Below are 26,361 nucleotides of genomic sequence, written 5' to 3'. Positions count from 1 at the left end.
CGATGCCCAATCAAACCGATGAAGCGAACCTGCTGATCGTCGATGATCTGCCAGAAAACCTGCTGGCGCTGGACGCTCTGCTGAAGGGGCCGGGCATCCGCGTGCATCAGGCCGAATCGGCGGAGCAGGCGCTTGAGCTGCTGCTCCGCCACGAGTTCGCATTGGCCATTCTCGATGTCCAGATGCCGGGCATGGATGGTTTCCAGCTGGCTGAGCTGATGCGCGGTACCGAGCGCACCAAGCAGATCCCCATCGTCTTTGTCAGCGCCGCCGGGCGCGAGCTCGACTATGCCTTCAAGGGCTACGAAAGCGGTGCCGTCGACTTCATGCAGAAGCCGCTGGACACCCATGCGGTGCGCGGCAAGGTCAGCGTGTTCGTTGACCTGTATCGCAACCGCAAGCGCCTGGCGCGTCAGCTGGAAGAGCTGGAGCGCAGCCGCCGAGAACAGGAAGTGCTGCTCGACGAGCTGCGCAGCACCAAGGCCGAGCTGGAGAATGCGGTGCGCATGCGCGACGACTTCATGTCGATCGTCTCCCATGAGCTGAAGACGCCGCTCAATACGCTCATTCTGGAAGTGCAGTTGCGTAAGTTACAGCTCGGTCGCGAGAACGTCGCGGCGATCAGCCCGGACAGGCTACGGCAGATGGTCGACAAGGATGAGCGGCAGATCCAGAGCCTGATCCGCCTGATCGACGACATGCTTGACGTGTCGCGGATTCGCACCGGCAAGCTGTCGATCCGGCCGACGCGGGTGGATTTGGGAAAGCTCGTAGCCAGCGTGGTGGAGAATTTTGCCCCGCAGATGGAAGCCAGTGGCTGCACACTGCTGTTCCAGCGCCCGGAGCCGGTGATCGGCCTTTGGGACGAGTTTCGTATCGAGCAGGTGTTGGCGAACCTGTTGACCAATGCCATGCGTTACGGCGCCGGCAAACCGGTGCAGGTGAACGTCAGTACTACCGCAGCGGGCGCCTGCATCGAGGTGCGCGATCACGGCATCGGCATCAGCCAGAAGAGTCTGGAGCGAATCTTCTGTCAGTTCGAGCGAGCTGAAGGTAGCGAGAGTAGCGCCGGGCTCGGGCTCGGGTTGTTCATCGCCGAGCAGATTATCAAGGCGCACAGCGGACTGATTCAGGTAGAGAGCGAAGAGGGAAAGGGTGCGCTGTTCCGTGTTCTGCTGCCGCTGAACGCCGGAGCCTGAGGCGGCCCCGGGCGAAACTCAGGACCAGCTCAGTTGCGGCCAGCCCTTGGCCTCCGCTTGCTTGCGCAACAGTGGATCAGGATTCACCACGTGTGGGTGTGCTACCTGCTCGAGCAGCGGCAGATCGTTGATCGAGTCGGAGTAGAAATACGCCCCTTCCAGCGATTCACCCTCAGCCTCAGCCCACTCGCGCAACCGACTGACTTTGCCTTCTCGGTAGGTGAGCACCCCTCGGGTGTTGCCACTGTAGAAACCGTGCTGTTCTTCCAACTGAATCGCCAGCACATCCCCGATGCCGAGTCGGCTGGCCACTGCTTCGACCAGAAACCCTGCCGAAGCGGAGATCACCAGGATGCGGTCACCCGCCTTGCGGTGCTGAGCGACCTGGCGCATGGCATCGCTGTAGATCAGCGGCTCGATCACATCTTCGATGAAGGGTGCGACCACGTGGTCCACCTCGTCAGCCGTGCGGCCAACCAGTGGCGTGAGGCTGAACGCCATGTAGTCTTCCATCGCCAGCGTGCCGAAGGCGTATTCGGCCATCAGCTCGGCGTCCTTGCGCAGGAATGACTCGCCATCCACCCAGCCGATCTTGGCCATTTCATGAGCCCAGAGACTCGCGCAGTCGCCGTCGATCAGGGTTTCGTCCAGGTCGAAAATTGCCAATGCCATCAAGCCACCTCGTGAATTGCCGTAGCGTCAATGGTAAGGCCTACCTGGCAGCCGCGGGGATAGAGATCGGCAGCAGAACGATTCAGTACATCGACCAGCAGTTCGACCCCGCGCGCTTCGACGCGGTATCGAATCACGTTGCCAAGCAGACTGTGGCTTTTGATCACGGCGGCAATATTGGAGTGGCCGTCGGTTGAGTGGGTCAGTGCGATGGCTTCCGGGCGGATCGCCACCTGTGCATCGACAGGGCGTTGCAACAGCCGTGCGGCGGTGTCTGGAGCAAGCAGGTTGTAATTGCCGATAAAGCCGGCGGCGAACGCATTCACCGGCGCAGTGTAGAGCGTTTCGGCATCGGCACTCTGGACGATGCGCCCGGCGTTCATCAGCAGGATGCGGTCGGAGAGCGTCAGCGCTTCCTCTTGGTCGTGGGTGACGAAAATGGTCGTCAGCCCCAGCTCCTGCTGGATCGCGCGAATCTGCTCGCGCAGGTGCTTGCGGATGCGCGCATCCAGTGCCGATAGGGGTTCGTCGAGCAAGAGCAGGCGCGGGCGGGTGACCAGCGAGCGCGCCAGGGCTACACGCTGGCATTGTCCGCCCGAGAGCTGGCTCGGGTAGCGCCGGGCGAATTCGCCGAGCTCGACCATCTCCAGCACCTCGGCCACTCGCCGTCCGCTTTCGTCCCTGGCGATTTTCTGCATGCGCAGACCAAACGAGATGTTTTGCTCGACCGTCATGTTGGGGAACAGCGCGTAACTCTGAAACACCATGCCGATCTGGCGCGTTTGTGGGGCAAGCGGCACCAGGTCTTCGCCGTCGAGCAGAAGCTGCCCATTGTTGACCTCGGTAAGTCCGGCGATGCAGCGCAGCAGCGTGGACTTACCGCAGCCGGACGGGCCGAGCAGGGTGATCAGCTCACCCTTGGCGACTTCGCAGTTGATGTCGCTGAAAACCTGGGTATCGCCAAAGGATTTATGCAGACCGCGAATGGAAAGGTAGCTCATGAGGATTCCTGTCTCGAATAGCCGCAGCGGTGGCCGGGGCCTGTCGTAAAAAAGGTTGGCCAGGCGGCGCTCCGTTTCAGCACCATGCTGCCATTCCGTAGGATGGGCTTCAGCCCGCCGGTTCTTCTGCGGAGGCTCTCTCTGGTGGGCTAAAGCCCACCCTACAAAACCCGCTGAGCACGCCTTCCGGTACGCCCGGTGAGTCACGTAGGGTGGGCTTCAGCCCACCGAGCAAACTAGCCAGGCCCTCTTGCAAACACTTCCCCTCAGGGCTTCTCCTGATTCAACCGGGTCGCCGCCCAGGTGAACACCAGCACGAAGAAGAAGTAAGAAATCACCAGCGCGCTGTTGAAGTGACCGCTGCTGTTTTTCATGTTGTTCAGATAGACCTGCAGGGTTTCGTAGCGCGTGCCGACCAGTAGATTCGCGAAGACGAATTCACCGAACAGAAAGGAAAAGGACAGGAACAGCGACACCATCAACCCCTTGCGCAAGTTCGGTAGCACGACGAGGAACGCCGCCTTCCAGGTGCTGGCGCCAAGCAGGTGGGCGGCGTCCATCAGGTCGCGCAGGTTGATCGCCTGCAGATTGTTGCTGATCGCCCGGTACATGAACGGCAGCGCAATGGTGAAGTAGGCGCCAATCAGGATCCAAGGCGTCCCGACCATCGCCAGCGGGCCCGAGCCGTAAAGCTGCAGCAGGCCGACCGAGGACACCACCGGCGGCACGGCGAAGGGCAGTAAAATCAGGATGTTCATCAGCCCGTCGAGCTTGGGAAAGTGGTAATGCACCACGAACAGCAGCGGCAGTATCAGCACCACCGCCAGGGCCAGCGCCCCGAGGCAGACCAGCAGGGACTGGGCGAATGCGCGCAGGAAGCGCTCTTCACTCCAGAGCTGTACATACCAGTCGAAGGTCAGCCCGTCCGGCAGGATGGTCGCTGACCAACTGCTGGAGATCGAATAGAGAAAAGTTGCCGCTAAGGGTAGCAGTAGGATCAGAAACAGCAGCCACACCACAATACGGTGGTAAAGCAGACCGCGCCTGGCTTCAGCGGCTCGCATGGTAGCTCCTCTTCAGCAGCACCTGATGCACCACGGTAATCACGCCCATCAGCCCGACCAGCACCATCGCCAATGCGCTGGCCATGTGCGGATCCAGCGATATGTCGCCGGAAATCATTGCTGCGATGCGGATTGGCAAGACGTTGAAGTTGCCGGTGGTGAGGTAGTAGACGGTTGCATAGGCGCCCAGCGCATTGGCCAGCAGGATGACGAAGGTGCCCAGCAGTGCAGGCGTTAGGACTGGCAACCCGATGAATCGCCAATAGCTCCAGGTGCCAGCGCCCAGCAGCGCGGCCGATTCGCGCCAATCTTCGCGCAGCGCGTCGAATGCGGGGTAGAGCAGCAACACGCCCAGCGGAATCTGAAAATAGGTGTAGAGCACGATCAGACCGTTCTTGGAGTAGAGGTTGAAGTCCTCGATGATCCCGGCCTGCTTGAGCAGGATGGTCAGCGCCCCGTTGAAGCCGAGCAGGATGACGAAGGCGAAGGCCAACGGTACGCCGGCGAAGTTGCTGGTCATGTTGGAAAAAGCCATGACAAAGTCGCGCAGCCTGGAGTCGACCTGACGCAGCGAGTAGCTGCCGAGAATCGCAATGACGATGCCGAACAGGCTCGACCAGAAAGAGATTTGCAGGCTGTGCTTGATGGCTTGCAGGTAGAACTTTGAACCGAAGATCTTCTGGAAATTGGTCAAGCCCCAGCCTTCTGGCGTGTTCAGGCTGTTGACCGTCACCCACAGCAGCGGGGCGATCTGAAAGGCGAAAAAGAACAGGGCGAAGGGCAGTAGGCAGAGCAGTGCCAGGTGTTTGCCACGTACTGGCCTACGGCCGACCGCGGTCGGAGCCGCATGGTTGCGTATGGCGGCAGTCTTGAGGTTGTTCTGGAGCGGCGCGGTCATTTCAGCAGCTCCTGGCACAGCGGTTTGTCATGCGGCACGCCGAGCAGCTCGCACAACGTGCCGCACAGCTCGATCTGTTCCGGGCGAGCGGCCGGGTCGAGGCTGAACGCCGAGCCGAGGGCGAACAACGGCACGTCACGCTCTTCGGGCAGCAGGCCATTGTGGGAGCGATCGCTGTTCATGCCGTGATCGGCCGTCACCAGCACCTGATAGCCGTCATCCAGCCAGCGCTGCAGGTATTCCGCCAGCAGGATGTCGGCGCGTCGCGCCGCGTTGCGGTATTGGGACGAATCCAGGCCGTGTTTGTGGCCGGCGTCGTCGATATTCATCGGGTGCACCAGCAGGAAGTCGGGGCTATGCCGCAGCCGCAGGCTTTCCGCATCGGCAAACAAGTGGGAATCAGGGTAATGGTCTTCGTAGTAGAAATGCCCGTGCTGGATCGGCAGTTCGGGGGTCTCGCTGTGACGGTCGCGTACGGCGTGAAACGGCGCGCGGTTGTATAGCTCGCTGACCCAATGATAGGCCGCGGCTGCCGTACTCAACCCGGCGTCGCGGGCGTAGTGAAAGATGCTGTGCTCGGTGGACAGCCGCACCACATCGTTGTGCACGATGCCGCTCTCGATGGGCGGCACGCCGGTCAGGATGCATTCATAAAGAGGGCGAGACAGCGCGGGTAATTCACATTCCAGGCGGTACAGCGCGCCACGGCCGGCCATGCAATGGGCCTGTAGATGGCCGAGCGCGTGCTCCGCGACCTGATAGCTGAGGCCGTCGAGCACAACGAGGATGGCTTTTCCCATGGGACTTTTCCTTATCAGGAGTGCGCCGTAGGGTGGGCCGGGCGGCGCTGCGCTCAGCCACCATTTCTTCGGCAGGACTTTCTCTGGTGGGCTAAAGCCCACCCTACAAACCCCGACCGAACCCGCCTTCCGGCACACCTGGTGCGCATCGTAGGGTGGGCTTCAGCCCACCGCCTGCGTGCTGGCGTGCTGAAGCGGGGCGCCGCTCACCACCTTACGTTGCTGTCGGTTGGCAGCCGATCACTCCATCTCGATAATCACGTTTTCCTGCCACTGCTGCGGCAGCGCCTTGGAGGTCGCTTCCCAGGCGTCCGCGTTCTCGATGGGTTTGACCTTGGCATACTGCTCGTTCGGCAGCAGCTTGGCCTGCACTGCGGCCGGCAGTGTCAGATGCTCGGCGCGGATCGGCCGGGCGTTACCCTTGGCCAGGTTGATCTGCCCGGCATCGGAGAGGATGTATTCGCGGGTGAGCTTGGCGGCGTTGGGGTGTTTCGCCCATTTGTTAATGATGGTCGTGTAGCCGGAAATCACCGAGCCATCGGAGGGGATCAGTACTTCGAAGCGGCTGGGGTCGATCTGATCGCGATAGGACAGGCCATTGAAGTCCCAGACCACGCCCACTTCCACTTCGCCGCGCTCCAGTGTCTGGATTGTCGGGTTCGACAAGGACAGGCGGCCTTGCTTGGCGATCTCGGCAAAATAGTCCAGGCCCGGCTGGATGTTCGCCTCGTCGCCGCCGTTGGCGATGGCAGCCGCCAGCACGCCATTCACCGCCTGCGCGGCGGCACTGACGTCACCGATGGCGACCTTGTACTTGCCATCCTTGAGCTCGGCCCAGGAGCTTGGCGCCTTGTCGACCAGTTGCTTGTTGACGATGAAGGCAATCGAGCCGGTGTACGCCAACATCCAGTGACCGTCCTTGTCCTTCGCCCAGTCCGGAATCTGCTCCCAGGTGCTTGGCTTGTAGGCCTGGGTGACGCCCTGCTGCACGGCGATCGGCCCGAACGCGGCGCCGACGTCGCCAATGTCGGCCGTAGCGTTGTCTTTCTCTGCGGCGAATTTGGCGATCTCCTGGGCCGAGCTCATATCGGTGTCCATGTGCTTGAGGCCGTATTTCTTCTCAAGGTCCTGCCAGGTGTCCTTCCAGTTGGCCCAGCTGTCCGGCATGCCGACGCTGTTGACCTCACCTTCCGCACGCGCGGCCTTTTCGAGGCTTTTCAGGTCCGTTTGTGCAGCAGTCGCCGATGTTGCCAGGGCGATCGCCGATCCCAGCAGTGAAGCCAGCAGCAGTCGTTTCATTCGAAGCTCCTTCGCAGGTCAGGTTGGTCTAGATCAGCAAGATTGGGGCCAATCTAGGGGGTGCAAATGACAATTTGATGTCGTTGCCTCCGCCATCGCCCAAGCTGGCGACACTGCGACAGGAGTGCCGTAGCAAGCCTAGCTCAGGCTGAGCGCCTTGCCTGGTGCGGTCTTATCTAAATTCACCGATACGCTTGAACGGCCACGACGATGGCCGCAAAGCCGGCTCTTGCGGGCCGATGTCACGCGCCGGTCATCTGGCTCGCCTAGGCTGGGTTGTTGTTTGGGGCGCAAAAACGGACAGCCCAGCGCTCCGTTCTGGTGCTGGACTAGTCCAGCTGGAGAAAAGGTGATGCGTGACGAGGCACCAAGGGCGGTTACGGCAATCTGCCGATCCTTGCAAGAGCAGATCGTCCACGGGTTGCTGCAGCCCAGCGGCCAGCTGCCGTCCGAACGTAAACTCAGCGAGTTGTTCAATACCACGCGGATCACGCTGCGCGAGGCACTGGGTCAGCTCGAATCGCAGGGGTTGATCTACCGCGAGGATCGCCGCGGCTGGTTCGTGTCACCACCCCGGATCGCCTACAACCCGCTTGTGCGTAGCCACTTTCACGCCATGGTCCAGGAGCAAGGCCGGACCCCTGCGACTGAAGTCCTGTCGGCCCGGTTGGTGCCCGCTGCGGCAGACATATGCGCGCGACTGGGATTGCCCGGGTTATCCGGCGTCATCCAGATCCGCCGTGCGCGGCGCATCGATGGCCGTCTGGTGCTCTACGTAGAGCACTATCTAAACCCCAGCTACTTCCCTGGCATCCTCTACTACGACCTGACCCGCTCGCTGACTGAACTCTATGCCAGCGAATACGGCATCCATTACGGTCGTGTCCGCTTCGACATGGTCCCCACCGCCCTCCACCCCGAAGCCGCCACAACCCTGCGCACCGCCCCCGGCAGCCCAGCCCTGCGCATTACCCGTCTGAACCGAGATCAGCATGAGCGGATCATTGACTGCGATGTGGAGTATTGGCGGCATGATGCGATTCATGTGTGTGTGGAGGTGCCGGAGTAGGGGCGGGCGCTCATGGATTAGCGCGGCAGGCATATCGCAATTCACTGGCTGTAAGGAACTCACCGAGGCAGCAGGGCTAGCTATACATCCAGCCCCCGCTCACGCTCCAGATCGATCAACCGCGTGGTTGGCCCATCAGCTTGCAGACGTTCGGTGACAATCTGCGGCCAGCGATTGCGCGAGCGACGTTTGGCAATTCTATAGGTGTACTCTTGTAGCCAGCTCGTCGGGTAAGACAGCACCTCCCAAACCAGCATGAAAGCATCGGTCCACTCTAGGTAGTTCTTTCCGCCGTTGGCGGCTTTCTTCTCGGCTATCTTGGCCAGTGTCAATGAGTGCCAGTCAGTGCCTTTGATATTGCCAGCCTTGAGCATTTCCTTGACATAGACATCCGAATCGCTGCGTTGGCCGTTTTCATCAAACCAGGGGCCGTTGTCCATATAGGCACGCAGCCATTCCCAGAAGCCTTTTTGCATTTGCAACGTCTTGCCCATGGGCAGCCCGAGACTGACTAGCAGCGCCTTATCCGGTTCCCCCAATCGGCGCACCAGAACTTCCAGCGAAGCGTTACGCATGCCGCCGGTATGGGGGCCGACCATCACGTACTCACCGGCCAGCGCTTCAATACCATCCCATGGGCTGTGGTAGAGCTCACCGTTGTGATCGAAATAGACCTCGCGGGTACGGCGGTTGAAGAGGATTGGCAAGGGGAGAGGGCGGCGGGTTTCCCAGAGAAAGGGGACGATGAAGAAAATGACAGCCAATGCCAGTCCCATCCAAACGCCTTCTATCTTCCCAGTCAGGATCAGAATGGCACTCATGAGAATTGTGGCTAATCCTCCAACACCGCCCATTACTCCAGTAAGCATTCCCCTATCAGTATCGCCTCCTGCCTTTAAGGCCAGATAGTGTTCGGTATGTTCTTCGGTAACGAACATCTCCCAAGGCTTCTCCCCCGTGGACTGGTCGGCGCGCAACAGCACACTGGGCGCTTGTCCGAAGCGGGCGCGGGCTTGCTGGATCAGGTCGCTTACAGCCACGCGAGTTCCTTGATTTCAATAGGTGGCAGGGTCAGGCCTTCAATGGGCGAATAGCTTAGTTCGCCATGAATGGCATCGACTTCGTCGCCGTTTTTTTCATGGTAAACGCGTCGGTAGACTGCAACCCCTGGTTCGGTTCTGACTTGAGTACCGCCATGATGATCAAAATCTTTGCCCGTCCATTCCACGGCCTTGCGGGTGCGGCCGAAGCCCAGAAAGGTGCCCCAGGTTTCGTGCCCTTTGAAGTGGATCATCTCGTCGGTCAGGGTATCCCTGCCCGGTAGGCGCAGTAGTACATAGGTGATGGTCTGCATGCCGCGATAGGGGTTCAGCTCGTTGAGACGATAAGCCTGGAAGCTGATGGGGAAGACGATTCTATAAAGCTCGGTCATCGATTGCTCGTAACTATCGGCCCAGTCGGCAGGGCGGATGCCAAAGCGGGTGCGCTTGACCCAGGTTTCCAGTGGCGTGTCTTGCGTGTATTGCCGGGCGATGACCCCGCCGACAATCAGCAAGGTCCAGCCCAGTGCGCGGGTGGCTAGGTGCGGGACTACGCTAACACCTCGTCCGATAGCCGCAGCCTCGCCAGCGATCACCGCCGCTCGGGCGGCGCGTATGGCTCGAAAACTCTGCACGTACAGCCGCAGGTTGGAGGCGGAGGCCAGGGTAAGTCCGGCATTAATATTCGCGGTATCGATATCACCGGCTTGATAGGACTCCAATGCCTCAATACTGAAGACCATTACATCAAAGCCTGAGGTGACGGATTGCGATAAAGCGGTTCTCGCGCCGACGCCCAGGGCTTTGGTCAGAGCTGCTTGTGACGAGAGAGAATGGGAACCTGCAATCTTGGTGGTTGCTTCCCAGTCTACTTCGGCAACTTTTTGTGCTATTGCGGATGTAGCAGAGGCAACGCCAAATGCTCCTCCTGTAAAACTCAGCCAGCCTTTACCTGACTGTTTTTCAGTCAACTGTGCCCCACCCCAAACAAAATTCATTCCGGCGACTAGAGCCACCAGACACTTTACCGGAGCCTTTTCCAACGCTCCTTTGCTAAGGTCGAGCATTACCTTGAGATTGACGTCGGCTGCCAAGTGCCCGGTCAACGCGGGCAGGTCTGCGGCCGGTAGCAGTCGGAAGAACGGCAAGGCATCACTGACCGCAACGCTCAGTTGTGTGGGTATGAGTTTGGCGGGCAGTTGGGGCCGTGTGCCCATCTGGTCACTCATCCACTCCCCGACTTGGCGCCGACTGACGACCTCGATAGCCAGACGCTGCTGACTACGCGCCAGCGCGGCAGCCAGGTAGAGGCGTCCGGCAGCCTTGGTGCCATCATTGGCTTGTTGCAGACCCACCCCAGCAATTGGGGCTAGGGCGGTGAACAGCGCTTCCAGTGCTGATCCCTGAATATGGCGGGCCAGTTTTTCAGCCGCTTGGTTAAGCAGTTCCGCCACCTTGCGTGCTTCGGCCAGGGCACTGGCACCATTGTCTCTGGCGCCATCGGCCAGCCCGACAATGGTGTTTATCTCACCAATACTCAGGCGTTTACCCAGACCCAATAGTGACCAGACCAACCAGGGTTTACCTGCCTGTTGCTGAAGCGTTAAAGCATTGGCGATGGCCTGCGCGCCAGGACCCGTTGTCGCTGGGCCAAGGCAGGCAGCGGCGAAGTGCAGCTCTAGCTCCGTTCGTGGGGCCGGTTGGGTAATGTCGAAGTGACCGCAGGCAGTGTTTAGGCTGGCGGGGCCACGCTGTGCCAGGGTATTGAACCAGGCCGACCAAAGTTCACTGAGACGGCGCACATCAGCACTGTATGCATCCTCTTCCTGACTTTGCTCCTGCCAGGCGGTTTGCAATCTGCCGTAATCGGTTATGTTCCGTAGCTGCCCGCCAATTTGCGAATCGCTTTCGGCCAGGGACTTGAGCACACCGGCCATGGCCCAATCTTCGCCGCGGATTTCCCGAGTGACGTTAAAAGCTTGTTGGCGTGCGCGGAGCAATTCAGCCAGATCCAGTAGTACGCCCCAGGGATCGTCGATTAAGGCGTAAGACTGCTGTTCGCAGCGTTGCATGTCTTCCAGTAGTTGTGGCCAGGCTGGGCGGTGGGATGTGGATGGTTCGCAGCTCCAGCCGTACCAGTTGGCGTCCATGTAGTCCCCGATACGCTCGTGGACAGTACGGGCCTGGCCACTGAAGGGTGCCGCTCCGGGGGTGATGGTACGCATCACTCGTTGGCGCACCTCTGGTTTGTTTTTGGCTGCCGCGAATGACGCAGCGGCCCATTGCTGCGGCGACCAGACCAACATCGCGGGTGTTCCGGCAGGGAGAAGCAGGTAGGGCAAGCTGCGTCCGTCAATGACCTTCCCGCCACGGGCTGTCTGGGAAAAGGTAGCCTGGCTGACGCGGTACTCGACTAATTGCTGCATGGTGCTTTGCCAAACGTATAACCAGCCATCACGCAAAAGGCGGGCGGTGTAGTTAAGCGGACGGCCTTGCAGGGGCTCGAAGTAATCACCGATGGCTGGGAAGTTGCCCTGCAGTGCGGGCAAATCATAGGCGGCGGTATCCACCGCCAGTGTTGGCCCGAGCGCATAGCGCAACGGTAGGACGGCGCTAAGCAGTGGGCAGGCGGCTACGCTCAGGCTGGATGGTCCGGGAAGGTGAGCAGTCATAGAAGAGCCTCCTTTGCCGTGTCGTCCTGCTTGGCAAGCGCTTCCAGCAGTTGCCAGTCCAGCGTCATTTGCGCGGCGAGGCCACAATCGGCTGGCGCGGCATCATTTTTCGGCTGTTCGTTTTGCCACGCACAGAAAGTTTTCCCTTCGTGGTGAAGCCAGATGCGTGAGATGCGATGCCAGAACCCTTCTGGCCATTGCGCCCTGCGTAGCCATGCTTGATAGAGCGGTCGGGCGTCACCCAAGCGCAGCCAAAGCTCAGAAGATTCAGGCGTAAGAATGCGGAGGCGTCGCTGCAGGATGCGGTGCATGTCGTCCATAGATGCTGTGCTTTCCAGCCATAGTCCATCCTTGATTTCGGTTCCGCGACGCCAGGCTATATAGGCCATACTGCCGACGGACGCATCAAGCAAAATAGGGCCCGCATCGGCGATGGGCTCATAGGCCGTACCCACAAGTAGCGGTGTCGGTTGATGGCTCGGAAAGTGCTGATACAGCCATGCCGTTGCGTTCTCGTATCGTGCACCATCCAACAGAATGAAGCCGTTTCCATCGGACGTTCCGGAGCTCATGCGCCATCTCCGTTTGATGTCTTGGCGGCTTCGCATACTTCGCATATCCCCGCGCCGGTACTGCGAAACAAGATGTTTTGCTTCACCAGAGCTTCCAATGCCATCCCTGACACATCCGCATCCGCCAGCTTGACCTGGGCCGGCAATATCGGCGCCGCGCCCGAGCCTTTCCCCGGACTCCCACCCGAGTTCATCCTGATCCGCGGCCCGACCATCGTGATGCCGCTACCGTCGAGCTTGATAAAACTACCCGCTGCTTTAAAAGTCAGCTCGCTGCCGGCTTCGAGGACCACTTTCAGGCCGCTGGAGAGGTGGATTTCGTTGCCGGCTTCGATGAACTGGCCGGTGCCGATCTTGACGTGCTGGTTATTGCCGACGGTCAGGTGGTCGTCTGCTTTGATTTCGCTGCGGCGGTCGAGGTGGGTGGTGCGGTGTTCTTCGGCTTTGAATTCGCTGTGGCTGTCGGCCTCGACGATATCGTGGCGTTCGTGGCCGACACGGATTTTCTGGTCGTGCTCGATGTTCTCGTCCCAGTCGCGCTGGGCGCGGAGGTAGATCTGCTCGGCGCCCTTGCGGTCTTCGATGCGCAGTTCGTTATAGCCGCCACCGCCTGGGCTGCTCAAGGTTTTAAAGACGCTGCGGGTCTTGTTTGCGGGCAGCTCGTAAGGGACGGCGTTTTCCTTGTGATACAAGCAACCGGACACGAGGGGCTGGTCGGGGTCGCCTTCGAGAAAGGTGACCAGTACTTCCATGCCCACGCGTGGAATGGCGATAGCGCCGTAACGATTCCCGGCCCAGCTTGAGCTCACGCGCAGCCAGCAGCTGGTGTGTTCATCGGCTTTGCCTTCGCGATCCCAGAAAAATTGCACCTTCACCCGGCCGTACTTGTCGCAATGGATCTCTTCGCCAGTCGGGCCTGTCACTACCGCGCTCTGGCTGCCGAGAATTCGGGGTTTGGCGTGGCTGTTTGCGGGCCGGAAGGCGACGGCCCAAGGGGTCGCAGTGAACTGGTTTCGGTAGCCTTGGATGAAGTCGTTATCTGCAATGGGTTCCTCGCTGTGGGGCGGGGAGGGCGTCAGCGCGGAGGCGCTTGAAAAATCAGTGACGGACTCTTCCAACACCTGCGGTTGCTTGCCCTCATGGAAAACTTCGGTCAGCAGCCAGAGCTGATTCCAGTCGCTACGTGGATGGTTGGTGATGGGAAGGAAATGACCGCTGATAAGTAGCGGCTGGTCACTCGCGCCTTCAGCCAGTTCGAAGTCGTGGCGATGGCGTTCCAGTGCTCGCCGGGACAGATGCTTGCCTCGTTCGCGGTCGACGAAGCGACCTGGGTACTCATAGTCCTCGAGGTCGGGCTGAGTGCTGCTCTGAACCGCGGTTTCCATCGTCAGACGAGGCTTCTCGAAATCGTAATCGCGGCGGGTAACGCGGCTGGTGCGGGTCTCGACGCGCACGCCGAAGCGCTTGATGACCGGCTCATCAGCAACCAGGCCGCTGTTCTGTTGATAGGCAACCGAGGCAAGCGTTGGAAACACCGTCTGGTCATCGCCGAACACCAGCATGTGGCCGGTTTCGCTGTGTTGGAAGTGGTAGTGGATGCCTTCTTCTTCGCATAGGCGTTGGATGAAGTGCAGGTCCGTTTCGTCGTACTGAACGCAGTAATCCCTTTTGGGGTAGACCACCGGGCCAAGATCGAAACGGTGGCGGTCACCGGCGAGGATGCCGTGCTCATCAAGCACCTTGGCAACGATCTGCGGTACCGAGAGTTGCTGGAAGATACGTTGGTTGGCGCAGTGGGACAGGTAGGCGAGCTGTGGACGCAAGGTGATCCGATAGCGCGTCAGGCGTTTGCCGGAGTTGCCTTGCGCTGCGCTGTAGATCAAGCCATGGATACCCTTGCCGGCAGGCGACAAGGCTAGAAAGGCACGCTGATGTAGAAGGCTTTCCAGATCGATATCGGAGCGTTCGCTGACCAGTTCGAGGTCGAACGCGAAGGGCTGCGAGATGGCCTCTCGACCGTTGAATTCGAGTACCTGCAAGCCAAATTGAGCGCCTTCAATCGCAAGACTGAAGTGCGTGTCGTTAGCCGGATTGAACATTCCCTGTTCCTTTGTAACCAGTCCATGGCGGCGAGCCGGTAACGGTTCGCAAGGCGGCATCGCCTGTATTTCAGGCGTGCCGTAGCGCGGATTGGAGAGGCATCCAGTTCCGCAGAAATCTGGCAGCTATTCTCGCCCTTTTGGCGAAATATCCGTGTGAAGCACTACGTTGTTTGCCGAATGCGTCAGCTAGAAACGCATCGGCCAGGTAAACCTGGCCGATGTGGATTAACCGTGGCCGCGAGGCCTGATCAAGGCTTAGGCCGAGATCGGGGTGCGCCAGTCGTCCGAGCCGGAAGTGCCGGAGACTTCGTGAGTCCAGACGATCTTGCGGTAGGTGAAGTAGACGTCTTCCAGGTGGGTGAAATGCGACATGTTCGGATCCTGGCAGTTGGGCATGCGCGACTGCACATCGACGATCACCGCATCTTCCAGTTCGATGGTGAAGTAGTGCTCCTGAGTACCGGTGGAGGAGGTGCGGTACCACTCCAGGCGGCACTTGTTCAGGCGTTCACCCGAGGTCAGTGCGTTGAAGATCAGCGGCGACGACTTGTCGAACACCTTGGTGATCATCAGGGGCTTGTGCACCCGCTGGCCGGTGGGTTGGCCGGACTGCGGATCGCGCGGGATGATGACCTGGTGCTGGAAAGCCTGCACCAGAATCTGGTCTTCGTGTCCTTCCTGGAAAATATTGCCGACCGAGTCCTCGGTAAAGGTGCCTGCGGTGATCAGGCCTTGCTTGGTGCCTTCGAGGGACAGATACGCGGGTGTTGGCATGAACGCTCTCCTTGCCTTGTTGAATGCCAGAATGGCAGCAGAGTAAGTACAAAGCGCGTGCCAGCTAAATTTAATCTTTTTGTTTCAATAGGTTAGAAATACCCTCTGTGGTACCTGCTGTCTGCTCTGCGCCATCGCTCACATTTCGTTGGGCAACATCCTGCCCGCAGTTGCGCAATATTTGGCGCACATCTCTCTAGCACCCGCCATTGCTCGCTTCACAACTACAGGTCGATTGCCCCAAGCCAAAGCCTGCGCAGCATGTTGCGCAGGCCGGGGCTCAGGACGAGCAGCTGATTTCCAGATGCTTGCCCCACTCCGGCGGGCGCTCGGCGTAGCGCTCCATGCCTGGCTGCTCGTCGAAGGGGCGGCTAAGCACCCCGTGCAGCTCACGCACCGGGCCGTAGTCGCCTGCCTCGGCGGCCTCGATTGCCTTTTGCGCCAGGTAGTTGCGCAGAATGTACTTTGGGTTGGCTGCGTGCATGCGGGTCCGGCGCGCTTCGTGATCGCCGCTTTCGCGCTCGGAACGCTGGCGGTAGCTCGCAGCCCATTCATCGAAGGCTTTGATGTCGACGAAATCTTCACGCAGCCGAGCCAGAGCCCTCTCTGCCGGGCTGTCACCGAGCTCGCGGAAGAAGCGCGTGTAGTCGATGGCGCTGCTCTGCATCAGCTGTAGCAAGCGTTGGATCAGCTCTTTGTCGTCTTGCTCGGCAGTCTGAAAGCCCAGCCGTTTGCGCATCAGATCGAGCCACACCGTTTCGTAGATCGGCAGGAACAGGTCCATGGTCGCCCGCAGCTGCTCGATGGCGATGAAGGGCGTCAGCGCCTGCGCCAGCGCGGCGAGGTTCCAGTGCGCAATCGGCACCTGATTCTCGTAGGAATACCGGCCGGCATGGTCGGAGTGGTTGCAGATGAAGCGCGCATCGAAGTCGTCAAGGAATGCGTAGGGCCCGAAGTCGAAGGTGATGCCCAGAATGGACATGTTGTCGGTGTTCATCACGCCATGACAGAAGCCATACGCCTGCCATTTGGCGACCATTTCCGCGGTGCGCTCCAGCACTTCACGGAAGAAGGAGTGGTAGGGCTCCGGGTGCTCCAGGCATTCGGAAAAGTGGCTTTCGACAACATGATCAAGCAGCTTCTTCAGTTCGTCATGCTGCTTGGTGTAGTAGAAGAATTCGAAATGGCCGAAGCGCACGTGGCTGGGCGCGAGACGCATCAGCATCGCGCCGCGTTCCTGGCGCTCACGGTAGACCGGCGTATCCGAGCCGGTGACGCAGAGCGCGCGCGAACTGGGAATGCGCAGCGCATGTAAATGCTCGCTGGCCAGAAACTCGCGGATCGATGAACGCAGCACGGCACGGCCGTCACCCATGCGGGAATAGGGTGTCAGCCCGGCACCCTTGAGGTGCAGGTCCCAATGCTCGCCGGCCTCATTGACCACTTCGCCGAGTAGCAAACCGCGCCCATCACCCAGTTGCGGGTTGTAGCTGCCGAACTGGTGGCCGGAATAGACCATCGCACGTGGTTCCGCCGTGCTCCAGAGCTTGTGTGCAGAGAACAACTCGGTAAATAGCGGATCCTCCGCCACTGCCGGGTCGAGATCCAGCAGTGCCATGGCCGCCTCGCTGGCTACCACCAGGCGCGGTGCTTCCAGCGGTTGAGGGGTTACCTCAGTGGAAAACACATCGCCGAGACGGGCGAAGCGGTTGTCGAAATTCAGCTCGGTGAGAGTCTTCAAGGGGGCTCCGGACGGTCCTGAAATGTAGCGCCCGTGGGCGAGCGCACGTTGAATTGGAGGTCTTGCCTGTCGGAGCGTTCCTCAAGTCTGACCGTTGGCAGGCGCCCCGAGAGGCGTTTCGCTGTGATCGGCACGCTGCATCTCCAGGCCCGGCGGCGCGTTTTTCAGGTGCACGTCCAGCTGACGGAATGCGATGACGATCCCGCGAGTGCGGAACTCCTGATCGATACGCCGGTTTATCTCATCGATAACCGGATTGCGGTCCCCGAGATCCCGCACATGCAGGCGAAGCTCATGCTCCAACCGACTCTCGCCGAAGTTGAGGAAGAAGACCTGCGGTTCAGGCTCCTTGAGCACGCGAGGGTTCTCCCGGGCTGCTTGGAAGAGGAGATTTCGTACTTCTTCCAGCTCGGAGCCGAACTGCACGCCGATGCGAATCGTGACCCGGGTGATGGTGTCATTGAGCGACCAGTTGACGAGCTGGTCGGTCACGAACGTTTTGTTCGGGACGATGATCTCCTTGTTGTCGAAATCGGTAATGGTCGTCGCCCGAATGCGAATGCGGCTGACTGTTCCGGATAGATTGCCAATGGTTACCACGTCGCCGATGCGTACCGGTTTCTCGAACAGAATGATCAATCCCGATACGAAGTTGGCGAAGATCTCCTGCAGGCCGAAGCCTAAGCCCACCGACAACGCAGCGACCAGCCATTGCAGCTTGTCCCAGCTCACGCCAAGGGTCGATAACGTCGTGACAATACCGATGCCAACCAGCGTGTACGAGAGCAAGGTGCCGGTCGCGTAGGCGCTGCCCTGCGCCAGGCGCATCCGGGAAAGTACTAGTACCTCGAGGAGGCCCGGCAAGTTGCGTGCGAGCGCGAAGGTTATGACGACTGTGGCCAGGGCACCGAGCAGGTTGTTCAGGGTGATGGCGGACGTGCTGGCGGTCTCACCGCTGCCGCTGGTGAATTCGTACAGCGTGACGTTATCGAGGTACGACACCACACTGATCAGGTCAGCCCAGACCCAATAGAGCACAACGAAGAACAGACCGAACATGGCCAGCCTGGTCAGGCGCAGGGATTGTTCATTGACCTGTTCGATGGCGAGGCCTGGTTCGGCCGCGCCCTCGTGAGCGGCACCGGCATCATCGGAACCGGCATCCCGCTTGGCGATGGCCCGCTTGTATGCCAGGCGTCGCGCCGCCACGGTCAGGCCTCTGATCAGGGCGGCCTCGATGACGACCCAGGCCAGCAAGAGATACAGCGTATCGATCAACCGGCCGGTCAGCTTAAGGGCGGTGTAGTAATAACCGAGCCCCACGACCACGATCAGCGCCAGCGGCAGCATGCTGAACAACAGACCGATGATGCGTCGCACTGGCGGAGCGTTCTGGCTCGATGGGCCTTTGAGCAGCAGCCGCGTCAGGCGCCAGCTCATCAGCGCGAAGCAGGTCAGCACCACGGCAATGCCGATTACATCATCGACCAAGCTGCCTGGTTGATGTTCGGCGATGGCCACGACCGCTACGAGGGCTATGACGACCAGCCCCAGGCGACGAATCTCGTTGCGAAGGAAGGCCACCTGGGGGCGGAACCAGCCAAAATGAGTCTCGGCCACTCGATTCGGCGAGAGCATGCGATAGGCGCTGTAGAACACCAACCAGGCCTGCGCCATCTGGTAGAAGGCGGCACCGAGGCTGACGTTTTGTCCTCGCCCGTCCATCTGCAAGAGGTAACCACAAAGTGCCAGGAACAGCGCGCCGGGGAGTGCCAGCAAGAAATTCAGCAGCAGCGCCAGCGGCGTGTGCAACTGGCTGTCGTGGCGGAAATGGCCGATGTCGGCGCTGAGCAAATCGAGCTTGGCGTTGATGGCGTTGCGGCGCCAGAGCAGTAAACCGATCACCAGCATTAGCGGTACGAAGAACAGCGGTCGTTCCAGCAGTCCGGCGCCGAGCGCCTCGAACACGGAGCCCCAGGGCATCGCACGCAACTGGCGATCCAGCAGCGTCGGCACGCTCTTGAACCAGTCTAGGTCCAGCGGCTTGTTGCTCGGGATCCAGAACATCTGCTCGTCCAGCGTTTCGCGCAGTGCCTGAGCTTTGGTCTGAAGCTGGCGTTGATTCAGCTGCAGAGTGATCGATTCGCTAAGCAGTGCGTTGAGCTCGTGGTTCAGCCGGTCGAGCAGCTCGCTGCGGGTGCGTATCAGCTCCAGCAATGCACTGCGCAGCTCCGGCGTGACTTCGTTCGTCGGCAGCTTGGCGAGCTGCTGATCGACGTAGTCTTCAACGTTACCGCTGAGCTCCCGACGCTGGCTCAGCTCGAACTGGTAGAGGCGAATGTCGGCGATCTCATCGGCCAGATTCTTGTCCAGGCTTAGCTGCGGCAACGCCTGCTTCTGCTGGTAGAGAACCTTCGATAGCAGCAGGCTGCCCTCGAGTACGGCAATCTGCTCTTCCAATGCCTGGTCGGCCTGGTTCAGCGTGTCCAGCTGCTGGCGCGTTTGCAGATTTTCCTGGGTCAGGTCGTTGAGGCGTTCGGTGGCGCGTAGCAGGTAATCCGAGAGCTTGCGGTTCTCGGCGCTTTCGGCGGGCAACAGCTTGTCGGAGCCGGCCTTCTCAGCTTTTAGCGAGAACTCTGCGACGGTCTGCTCGGACTCTTCGCGGCGTTTGTTGTTGATCGCCGTCTGGAGCGCCATGGTTTCCTGCTCGGCGCGTGCGATGCGCTCGGACAGCAGATCGCGCCGTGCAACGCCAAGGTCTTGTAGCAGGCTGTTTCCGGCCAGTTCGTTGCGGCGCAGCTCGATCTGCGCCTTGAGCGCGGCCCTCTCGGCGCTGAGCAGTGCCCGGCGCTCGTCACTCAGTGCCTTGCCGCCTTCGCGCCCTGCCTTGAGCAGGCTATTGATCTCGTCGATGCGAGTCTGGTGCTTGCTGATGTCCGCCTGGGCACGTTCAGGACGCGTCTGGGCGCTGATGATCATGCTGTTGGCTGCTGTCAGGGCCGTTTGCCAAGCCGACAGCTGTTCGATGCGCTCGGCCAGCCGTTGTTCGAGCGCGGGAACCGTCAGCTTGGCCAGCTTCGCCGGCATATCGCTGGTGTCGCTGCCTTTGAGCTTGCTTAATTCCCGCTGAGATTCGGCGATCTCCTTGGCTGCGCCCGCGAGTTCGGCCTTGAGCTCGTCCAGGCGCCGCTGCGCCGTCTCGGTTTGTTCCGCGAGGCGCTGGGCGCTTTCATCAACGCTGGGCTGCGCGTCTTTCGGCGCTTCTGCTTCGCCAGCCTGGCTGCCGGGCAGGCCAGGCACCGTGGGTGCGGCTTGAACAACGGCGGTAGACGGGGCGATGATGAACAGGGTCGCCAGCAGCAGGGTGCGGAAGAGGGCCATGAGTGCTATCGGATACGAAATGAGTGCGGAGTCTAAGGGCTGCGGATGGCCGAGGCGAGTCCATAGATCGGAACGCCGCAGCCCGCGCTATATGCGGCGCGGCACAACTCAGAAGTGCAAGCTCGGGCCCGGCGGATTACCTTCCGGAAACTTCAGACCGACCTTGCGCACTTCCCCATGCTCCATCGCCGCGATGGTCCATGTCAGGCCGTTCCACTCGATCTGATCACCGACGACCGGCTTGCCGCCGACGCGTTCGGCCATGAAATCACCGATCGGCTGGTCGCCATTCACATCATCCAATTTCAGGCCGTAGAGGGCGGCGAGCGCGCTCATCTGCGCCTCGCTTTCCAGAATGAAGTCACCGAAGAAACGCATGTCACGCCCGCGCTGCGGCGCCTCGCTGAACAGCTTGCCGAGCGCTGGCAGATCATCTTCATGGCCAATCACGCAGAGAATGTCATCGACCTGCAGGCGGGTGCTGCCGGAGGGGTGAAGCAGTGCCTTGCCGCGGAACAGTGCGGCAATGCGCGTGCCGGTTGGCATCTTCAATTCGCGCAGCGCAGCGCCGACGCACCATTTTTTCGCGGTAAGCCGGTAGATGAACATCTCCCACTGACTGGTTGTGTGGATCTGTAAGCCGGTGCGGGAGATCGGCAATGGCGACGGCGGCACCTCCACCTTGGCTTTCTTGGCGGCCCAGGTCAGGGTCGTGCCCTGCAGCAGCAGCGAGACCAGCACAATAAAGAACGCTACATTGAAGAACAGCTGGGCATTTTCTAGACCGGCCATCAACGGAAACACCGCGAGGATTACCGGTACTGCACCGCGCAAACCGATCCAGGAGATGAACAATCGTTCACGCAAATGGAAGCTGCGAAACGGCGCCAGACCAATGAACACCGCCAGCGGCCGGGCAAAAAGGATCATCCACAACGACAGCGCCAGCGCCGGTAGGGCAATCGGCAATAACTCGCTGGGCGTAAGCAGCAGGCCGAGCACCAGGAACATGCCGATCTGGCTGAGCCAGGCCAGACCGTCGAACATGTGCAGGATACCGTGGCGATTGCGAATGGGCCGGTTGCCCAGCAGCAGGCCACAGACATAGACCGCAAGGATGCCGCTGCCGCCGATGGCACCAGACAGCGCATAGATCATGATGCCACCGGCCACGGCCAGCAGCGGGTACAGGCCGTCGGCGACCGAGAGGCGGTTGATCAGGTGCAACAGCAACCAACCACCGGACAGGCCCAGCAAGGTGCCGATACCGAACTGCTGCACCAGATTGACAAAGAAACCCCAGCCGAAGCCGGTGTCGCCGGAGGCCAGCATGTCGATCAGCGCGACGGTGAGGAACATGGCCATGGGATCGTTGCTGCCTGACTCAATTTCCAGCGTCGAGCCGACCCGTTCGTTGAGCCCGCGGCCGTTGAGTAGGTTGAACACGACCGCCGCGTCTGTCGAGCCGACGATGGCGCCGACCAGCAGCCCTTGCATCAATGGCAACTGGAACAGCCAGGCCGCGGCCAGGCCGGTCAGGCCGGAGGTAACTACCACGCCAGCGGTAGCCAGCGAAAAGGCTGGCCAGAGCGCCACGCGAAAAGTGGCAGCTCGGGTACGCATGCCACCATCGAGCAGGATGATTGCCAGCGCCAGGTTACTGATCAGGAATGCCAGCGAATAATCGTTGAATACGATACCGCCGATGCCGTCGACACCGGCGAGCATGCCCACCGCGAGGAATATCACCAGGATTGGCACGCCGAGGCGGGTCGAAAGAGAGCTCATCAGGATACTGGCCGCCACCAACAGGGCACTGATAAAGAACAGGTGGTTGATGTTGCCGATATCCAAGCGCGCGCTCCGTAGATCAGTCTCGCATGATGTCATGCAGGGTGCATGCCAGCGATTCTAACCTGCTGATTTAGCGAGCTGTCAAAAAAAGCCGGTGGAACGACGGACGCGCCCCGCCGACACCGGAACCTGGTGTCAGTGGGGACGAGAAGGCGATGTGCTCAAGGCGCTCTGTAGTCCGGACCCGGGGTTGCCGGGCCGGAGGCTGCTTCGTCAGAACCAGACATCCTGCATGGTCAGACAGGTGTCGTCACGACCGGACAGCAGATCCAGTTCGTGGTGGCAGCTCGGCACTTCCCAGGTCAGAAAGTAGCGTGCAGCCTGGAGCTTGCCGCGATAGAAGTCGACGTCCGCCGCGTTGCCCTTGGCCAGCCCTTGTTCGGCGCGGATCGCCTGCTCCAGCCAGCGCCAGCCGATCACGGTGTGACCGAATACCTTGAGGTACAGCGCCGAGTTGGCCAGTGCCTGGTTGATCTTGCCAGCCGTCAGATCGCCGAGCAGGGCCTGGGTGACCTCGGTCAGGCGCGCCAGGAGTTGCTCCAGCGGCTGACGCAGCGCATCCAGCGAGCTGAACTCGCCGGCGCGCTTGCAGGTGTTCTGGATGAGGCCGAGCAGCTGACGCAGCCCTGCGCCACCGTTCTGCGACAGCTTGCGTGCCAGCAGATCGAGCGACTGGATGCCGTGAGTGCCTTCGTGAATCGGGTTGAGCCGGTTGTCGCGGTAGTACTGTTCGACCGGGTATTCACGGGTGTAACCGTGGCCGCCGAGAATCTGGATCGCCATCTCGTTGGCCTTGAGGCAGAACTCCGATGGCCAGGACTTGACGATGGGGGTGAGCAAGTCCAAAAGCTCGTGTGCGTTCTTGCGGTCGTCCTCGTTTGGCGCGGTATGTTGCTCGTCCACCAGGCGTGCGGCGTACAGCCCCAGATCGAAGGCGCCTTCGACATAGGCCTTCTGCGTCAGCAGCATGCGCTTGATGTCGGTGTGCTGGATGATCGGTACTTGGGCTGAGGCCGGGTTCTTGCCGTCTGGCAGGCGGCCTTGTGGCCGCTCCCGCGCGTAATTCAGCGAGTACAGATAACCGGCGTAGCCGAGCATGATGGCGCCCATGCCAACGCCGATGCGCGCGTCGTTCATCATCTGGAACATGTACGACAGGCCTTTGTGCGGCTCGCCGACCAGATAGCCGACGCAGTCGCCGTTGTCGCCGAAGTTCAATGCGGTGGACGTTGTGCCACGCCAGCCCATTTTGTGAAACAGGCCGGCGAGGATTACGTCGTTGCGCTTGCCCAGCGAGCCGTCATCGTTGACCAGGAACTTGGGCACGATGAACAGGCTGATGCCTTTCACGCCGGGCGGGGCGTCCGGCAGCTTGGCCAGGACCATGTGCACGATGTTCTCCGACAATGGATGATCGCCGCCGGAAATGAAGATTTTGTTGCCCTTCAGGCGATAGGTGCCGTCGCCGGCGGGCTCGGCGCGGGTGCGCAGATCGGACAGGGACGAGCCGGCGTGCGGCTCGGTCAGCGCCATGGTGCCGAAGAAACGGCCTTCCAGCATCGGCTGGAGGAAGCGTTGCTTCTGCTCGTCACTGCCGAACACTTCGATCAGGTGCGACGCGCCCATGGTCAGCATCGGATAGGAGGAGGTGCCGATGTTGGCCGACTGGAAGTGCGCGAAGCAGGCCCGCGAGAGCAGGTTTGGCAACTGCATGCCGCCGTCGTCGAAGCTACGCGAGGCGTTGTGGAAGCCGGCCTCGATGAACGCATCGACGGCAGGCTTCACTTCCGGGATCAGTACGGCTTCGCCATCCTTGTAGATCGGCTCGTTCTCGTCTGCCTTGCGGTTGTGCGGGGCGAAGAGGTTCTCGGCGATGCTGCGGGCGGTGTCGATGGCCGCGTCGAAGGTTTCGCGGCTGTGGTCGGCAAAGCGTTCGCGCTGGGTCAGGCCTTCGGCGTCCAGCACTTCATAGAGTTCGAAGGCCAGGTTACGCGGGCAGAGCAGGGTCTCGGGCATGGAAATTCCTCCGTTTACATGCACTCGAGTCTAAGGAGGCGGCGAGACGGCTGCCTAGCACCATACATTCGAGTGATGGGTCGACACAGCAGCGTCTTCTGGGGCTTGCTCCAGCGGGCTCAGTATGGCCTTGCGCAGAAATATTCGAGCAACTGCGCCAGGTGGCCGTCACCGATTCCCGCGTCGATCAAGTGCTGTTCGGCCCGTGCCAGGTGTTCTTCCACATGCTGGCGAGCCGCGTCGGGACCGAGCAGGGCAACCACGGTGCTTTTGCCGACATCCTTGCCGGAATCCTTGCCGATCTGCTGAGTGCTGAGCCCGTCGGACAGATCATCGAGCAGCTGGAAGGCGAGGCCGAGTTCAGTGGCGAAACCCTTGAGGTGACGCATGCGGCTGGCATCGGTATCCGCCAGCAACGCAGCAAACTCCACGGCGCAAGTGAACAGCGGACAGGTTTTCAGGCGGTTGGTATGGGCGATGGCTTCGAGCGGGCGCGCACGCTGGCCCTCGCGCAGGTCGTGAAATTGCCCGCGGACCAGGCCCTGCGCGCCAGTGGCTTGCGAAAGCAGGCGCACCAGTTGATTACCCGTCGATGCGTCAGTGCCGGCAGTCGAGGCGGCTATGCTGAATGCCTGGCTGAGCAGGGCGACCGAGCCGAGCACCGCGACGTCTTCACCGAACTGACGGTGAATGGTCGGCCGGCCACGGCGTAGCTCAGCATTATCCATGCAGGGCATGTCATCAAGGATCAGTGAGGCGGCATGCACCATTTCCAAGGCACAGGCCAGATCGAGCCCGGCACGGGGCACCATCGTGTCCCGCTGCAGATCCTTGAGCGTCAACAGCAGCAGCAACGGGCGGATTCGCTTGCCATGCGCGAGAGTGCCCTCGCGCATGGCGGACGCGATCGCATCTTGCACAGGCGCAAGCGGTAGCCACTGATCTAGCCGTTCGTCGACCTGTGCACGCAGCGTACTGACTGTCTGTTCGAAGTCGAGTTGCGTGTCCGGCAAAGCGATGGCCATGGCGGCCTCCTGTATAGTTTTCGGTAGCTATCGTGACAATACCTGTACAGCATGTATAAGTCTTGGCACTTTTAATGACCATTACCGTCCACATAAAGTCATCGAACGAGGCGCTGCATGACTAAAGAATCCATTGCGGAACGTAAGAACGACCATTTGGACATCGTTCTCGACCCGCGCCGCGCCTGCTCCGTGATCGATCCAGGCTACGCTGCCCTGACCTTTGAGCACTGCGCGGTACCAGAGTTGCGTCTGGACGACATCGACCTTCGCGCCTCGCTTTTTGGCCAGACCCTCTCGGCACCGTTGCTGATCAGCTCGATGACGGGCGGCGCGGCTCGCGCGGCTCAGATCAATGCAAACCTGGCCGAGGCGGCACAGGTGCTCGGCATTGCGCTGGCAGTGGGCTCCCAACGAATTGCATTGGAAACCAATGCGGATCAGGGGCTGACCCGGCATCTGCGTGAGCGTGCGCCCTCGATCCCTCTGCTTGCCAACTTTGGCGCGGCCCAACTGGTTGCCGGCTACGGGCTGGACGAGGCGCAGCGAGCGGTCGACATGATTCAGGCCGATGCCTTGATCATTCACCTCAATCCATTACAGGAAGCTGTACAGGTTGGCGGCGATCGCAACTGGCAAGGCGTGTATGCAGCGTTCGAAGTGCTGGCCTCGCGCTTGCCGGTGCCGTTGGTGGCCAAAGAGGTGGGGGCGGGCATTTCTCCGCGTGTGGCGCAGCGATTGCTCGATGCCGGGGTGTCGGTGATCGATGTCGCTGGTGCCGGCGGCACCAGCTGGGCGGCGGTAGAGGCTGAGCGCACCCTGGACCCGCAGCAGCGCGCCATTGCCAGCGCGTTTACCGGTTGGGGCATACCAAGCGCTCAGGCTATCTCTAGTGTTCGTCGCGCCTGCCCTGCTGCGCAGCTCATCGCCTCTGGTGGCATTCGGAACGGTATTGATGCGGCCAAGGCGATTCGTCTCGGCGCCGATCTGGTGGGCCAGGCTGCCGGTGTGCTGGATGCGGCGCTAATCGGACCGGATGCGGTAGTCGAGCATTTCCAAGTGCTGATCGAGCAGCTGCGCATCGCCTGTTTCTGCACCGGTTCAGCCACGCTGGCGGAGCTGACCAAGGCGCCGCTCCTGGCGCCTTTCGACCCGTCCAAGCTGTGATGCAGCCGCAGGACT

General features: G+C 60.8%; 19 protein-coding genes. 3 read left to right on the top strand and 16 right to left on the bottom strand.

Going from position 1 to position 26,361, the window contains the following annotated elements; all coding sequences use genetic code 11:
- Positions 1-2: 2 nt before the first annotated feature.
- Positions 3-1,199 (top strand): hybrid sensor histidine kinase/response regulator, encoded by a 1,197-nt coding sequence (locus BUE09_RS02295; protein WP_073299092.1) that lies wholly within the window; start codon positions 3-5, stop codon positions 1,197-1,199.
- Between the two features lie 18 nt (positions 1,200-1,217).
- Here the strand turns inward: BUE09_RS02295 and BUE09_RS02290 are convergent, their stop codons facing one another.
- The 6 genes from BUE09_RS02290 to BUE09_RS02265 all read right to left on the bottom strand — a co-directional run bounded on the left by BUE09_RS02290 (position 1,218) and on the right by BUE09_RS02265 (position 6,933).
- Positions 1,218-1,871 (bottom strand): HAD family hydrolase, encoded by a 654-nt coding sequence (locus BUE09_RS02290; RefSeq protein ID WP_073299091.1) that lies wholly within the window; start codon positions 1,869-1,871, stop codon positions 1,218-1,220.
- A complete protein-coding gene (locus BUE09_RS02285; protein WP_073299090.1) occupies positions 1,871-2,872 on the bottom strand; it encodes an ABC transporter ATP-binding protein in 1,002 nt (333 codons plus the stop codon). The genes BUE09_RS02290 and BUE09_RS02285 overlap by 1 nt, the downstream gene beginning before the upstream one ends.
- Before the next feature lie 266 nt (positions 2,873-3,138).
- On the bottom strand, positions 3,139-3,936 hold the full coding sequence (locus BUE09_RS02280) for an ABC transporter permease (protein WP_073299089.1): 798 nt from the start codon (positions 3,934-3,936) through the stop codon (positions 3,139-3,141).
- Positions 3,923-4,834 carry an ABC transporter permease gene (locus BUE09_RS02275; RefSeq protein WP_231975543.1) on the bottom strand — a complete coding sequence of 304 codons (912 nt, stop codon included), beginning with the start codon at positions 4,832-4,834 and terminating at the stop codon, positions 3,923-3,925. Before BUE09_RS02275 ends, BUE09_RS02280 begins: the two co-directional genes overlap by 14 nt.
- Positions 4,831-5,634 (bottom strand): alkaline phosphatase family protein, encoded by an 804-nt coding sequence (locus BUE09_RS02270; protein ID WP_073299088.1) that lies wholly within the window; start codon positions 5,632-5,634, stop codon positions 4,831-4,833. The genes BUE09_RS02275 and BUE09_RS02270 overlap by 4 nt, the downstream gene beginning before the upstream one ends.
- A 240-nt stretch (positions 5,635-5,874) precedes the next feature.
- On the bottom strand, positions 5,875-6,933 hold the full coding sequence (locus BUE09_RS02265; RefSeq protein WP_073299087.1) for an ABC transporter substrate-binding protein: 1,059 nt from the start codon (positions 6,931-6,933) through the stop codon (positions 5,875-5,877).
- Between the two features lie 352 nt (positions 6,934-7,285).
- Between BUE09_RS02265 and BUE09_RS02260 the strand changes: the two genes are divergently transcribed.
- Complete coding sequence (locus BUE09_RS02260; RefSeq protein ID WP_073299086.1) at positions 7,286-8,002, top strand: UTRA domain-containing protein; 717 nt, start codon at positions 7,286-7,288, stop codon at positions 8,000-8,002.
- Between the two features lie 80 nt (positions 8,003-8,082).
- On the opposite strand, the gene BUE09_RS02255 is transcribed toward BUE09_RS02260, so the two are convergent.
- The 10 genes from BUE09_RS02255 to BUE09_RS02210 form a co-directional block, all read right to left on the bottom strand.
- The gene (locus BUE09_RS02255; RefSeq protein ID WP_073299085.1) at positions 8,083-9,042 is read right to left on the bottom strand and encodes a hypothetical protein; all 960 of its coding nucleotides are present in this window, start codon (positions 9,040-9,042) and stop codon (positions 8,083-8,085) included.
- On the bottom strand, positions 9,033-11,714 hold the full coding sequence (locus BUE09_RS02250) for a toxin VasX (RefSeq protein ID WP_073299084.1): 2,682 nt from the start codon (positions 11,712-11,714) through the stop codon (positions 9,033-9,035). Before BUE09_RS02250 ends, BUE09_RS02255 begins: the two co-directional genes overlap by 10 nt.
- Positions 11,711-12,286: a DUF4123 domain-containing protein gene (locus BUE09_RS02245; protein WP_073299083.1), complete on the bottom strand. Its 576-nt coding sequence runs from the start codon at positions 12,284-12,286 to the stop codon at positions 11,711-11,713. The genes BUE09_RS02250 and BUE09_RS02245 overlap by 4 nt, the downstream gene beginning before the upstream one ends.
- Entirely contained in the window at positions 12,283-14,385 is a 2,103-nt protein-coding gene (locus tag BUE09_RS02240) for a type VI secretion system Vgr family protein (RefSeq protein ID WP_073299082.1), read from the bottom strand. The genes BUE09_RS02245 and BUE09_RS02240 overlap by 4 nt, the downstream gene beginning before the upstream one ends.
- 258 nt (positions 14,386-14,643) lie before the next feature.
- Positions 14,644-15,162 (bottom strand): Hcp family type VI secretion system effector, encoded by a 519-nt coding sequence (locus tag BUE09_RS02235; RefSeq protein WP_019339876.1) that lies wholly within the window; start codon positions 15,160-15,162, stop codon positions 14,644-14,646.
- 280 nt (positions 15,163-15,442) lie between these two features.
- On the bottom strand, positions 15,443-16,903 hold the full coding sequence (selO, locus tag BUE09_RS02230) for a protein adenylyltransferase SelO (protein WP_073299081.1): 1,461 nt from the start codon (positions 16,901-16,903) through the stop codon (positions 15,443-15,445).
- Between the two features lie 81 nt (positions 16,904-16,984).
- On the bottom strand, positions 16,985-20,284 hold the full coding sequence (mscK, locus tag BUE09_RS02225; protein WP_073299080.1) for a mechanosensitive channel MscK: 3,300 nt from the start codon (positions 20,282-20,284) through the stop codon (positions 16,985-16,987).
- A 108-nt stretch (positions 20,285-20,392) separates the two neighbouring features.
- Complete coding sequence (locus BUE09_RS02220) at positions 20,393-22,138, bottom strand: potassium/proton antiporter (protein WP_073299079.1); 1,746 nt, start codon at positions 22,136-22,138, stop codon at positions 20,393-20,395.
- Positions 22,139-22,351: 213 nt separating this feature from the next.
- Complete coding sequence (locus tag BUE09_RS02215) at positions 22,352-24,154, bottom strand: acyl-CoA dehydrogenase (protein ID WP_073299078.1); 1,803 nt, start codon at positions 24,152-24,154, stop codon at positions 22,352-22,354.
- Between the two features lie 119 nt (positions 24,155-24,273).
- Positions 24,274-25,179: a polyprenyl synthetase family protein gene (locus BUE09_RS02210; protein WP_073299077.1), complete on the bottom strand. Its 906-nt coding sequence runs from the start codon at positions 25,177-25,179 to the stop codon at positions 24,274-24,276.
- A gap of 117 nt (positions 25,180-25,296) precedes the next feature.
- Here BUE09_RS02210 and fni point away from each other — a divergent pair, with 117 nt between their 5' ends.
- Complete coding sequence (gene fni / locus BUE09_RS02205; RefSeq protein ID WP_073299076.1) at positions 25,297-26,346, top strand: type 2 isopentenyl-diphosphate Delta-isomerase; 1,050 nt, start codon at positions 25,297-25,299, stop codon at positions 26,344-26,346.
- The last annotated feature ends 15 nt before the right edge of the window (positions 26,347-26,361 follow it).

Source organism: Stutzerimonas xanthomarina DSM 18231 (assembly GCF_900129835.1).
Classification (GTDB): Bacteria; Pseudomonadota; Gammaproteobacteria; order Pseudomonadales; family Pseudomonadaceae; genus Stutzerimonas; species Stutzerimonas xanthomarina.
The sequence above is the reverse complement of the archived record's forward strand: the minus strand, read 5'-3'. Positions and strand labels throughout refer to the sequence as shown.

Coding starts and splice junctions, on each gene's coding strand:
- BUE09_RS02295 (WP_073299092.1), top strand. CDS start 3: ATGCCCAATCAAACCGATGAAGCGAACCTGCTGATCGTCGATGATCTG.
- BUE09_RS02215 (WP_073299078.1), bottom strand. CDS start 24,154: ATGCCCGAGACCCTGCTCTGCCCGCGTAACCTGGCCTTCGAACTCTAT.
- BUE09_RS02260 (WP_073299086.1), top strand. CDS start 7,286: ATGCGTGACGAGGCACCAAGGGCGGTTACGGCAATCTGCCGATCCTTG.
- BUE09_RS02270 (WP_073299088.1), bottom strand. CDS start 5,634: ATGGGAAAAGCCATCCTCGTTGTGCTCGACGGCCTCAGCTATCAGGTC.
- BUE09_RS02235 (WP_019339876.1), bottom strand. CDS start 15,162: ATGCCAACACCCGCGTATCTGTCCCTCGAAGGCACCAAGCAAGGCCTG.
- BUE09_RS02210 (WP_073299077.1), bottom strand. CDS start 25,179: ATGGCCATCGCTTTGCCGGACACGCAACTCGACTTCGAACAGACAGTC.
- BUE09_RS02250 (WP_073299084.1), bottom strand. CDS start 11,714: ATGACTGCTCACCTTCCCGGACCATCCAGCCTGAGCGTAGCCGCCTGC.
- BUE09_RS02275 (WP_231975543.1), bottom strand. CDS start 4,834: ATGACCGCGCCGCTCCAGAACAACCTCAAGACTGCCGCCATACGCAAC.
- BUE09_RS02280 (WP_073299089.1), bottom strand. CDS start 3,936: ATGCGAGCCGCTGAAGCCAGGCGCGGTCTGCTTTACCACCGTATTGTG.
- BUE09_RS02285 (WP_073299090.1), bottom strand. CDS start 2,872: ATGAGCTACCTTTCCATTCGCGGTCTGCATAAATCCTTTGGCGATACC.
- BUE09_RS02265 (WP_073299087.1), bottom strand. CDS start 6,933: ATGAAACGACTGCTGCTGGCTTCACTGCTGGGATCGGCGATCGCCCTG.
- BUE09_RS02245 (WP_073299083.1), bottom strand. CDS start 12,286: ATGAGCTCCGGAACGTCCGATGGAAACGGCTTCATTCTGTTGGATGGT.
- BUE09_RS02240 (WP_073299082.1), bottom strand. CDS start 14,385: ATGTTCAATCCGGCTAACGACACGCACTTCAGTCTTGCGATTGAAGGC.
- mscK (WP_073299080.1), bottom strand. CDS start 20,284: ATGGCCCTCTTCCGCACCCTGCTGCTGGCGACCCTGTTCATCATCGCC.
- BUE09_RS02290 (WP_073299091.1), bottom strand. CDS start 1,871: ATGGCATTGGCAATTTTCGACCTGGACGAAACCCTGATCGACGGCGAC.
- fni (WP_073299076.1), top strand. CDS start 25,297: ATGACTAAAGAATCCATTGCGGAACGTAAGAACGACCATTTGGACATC.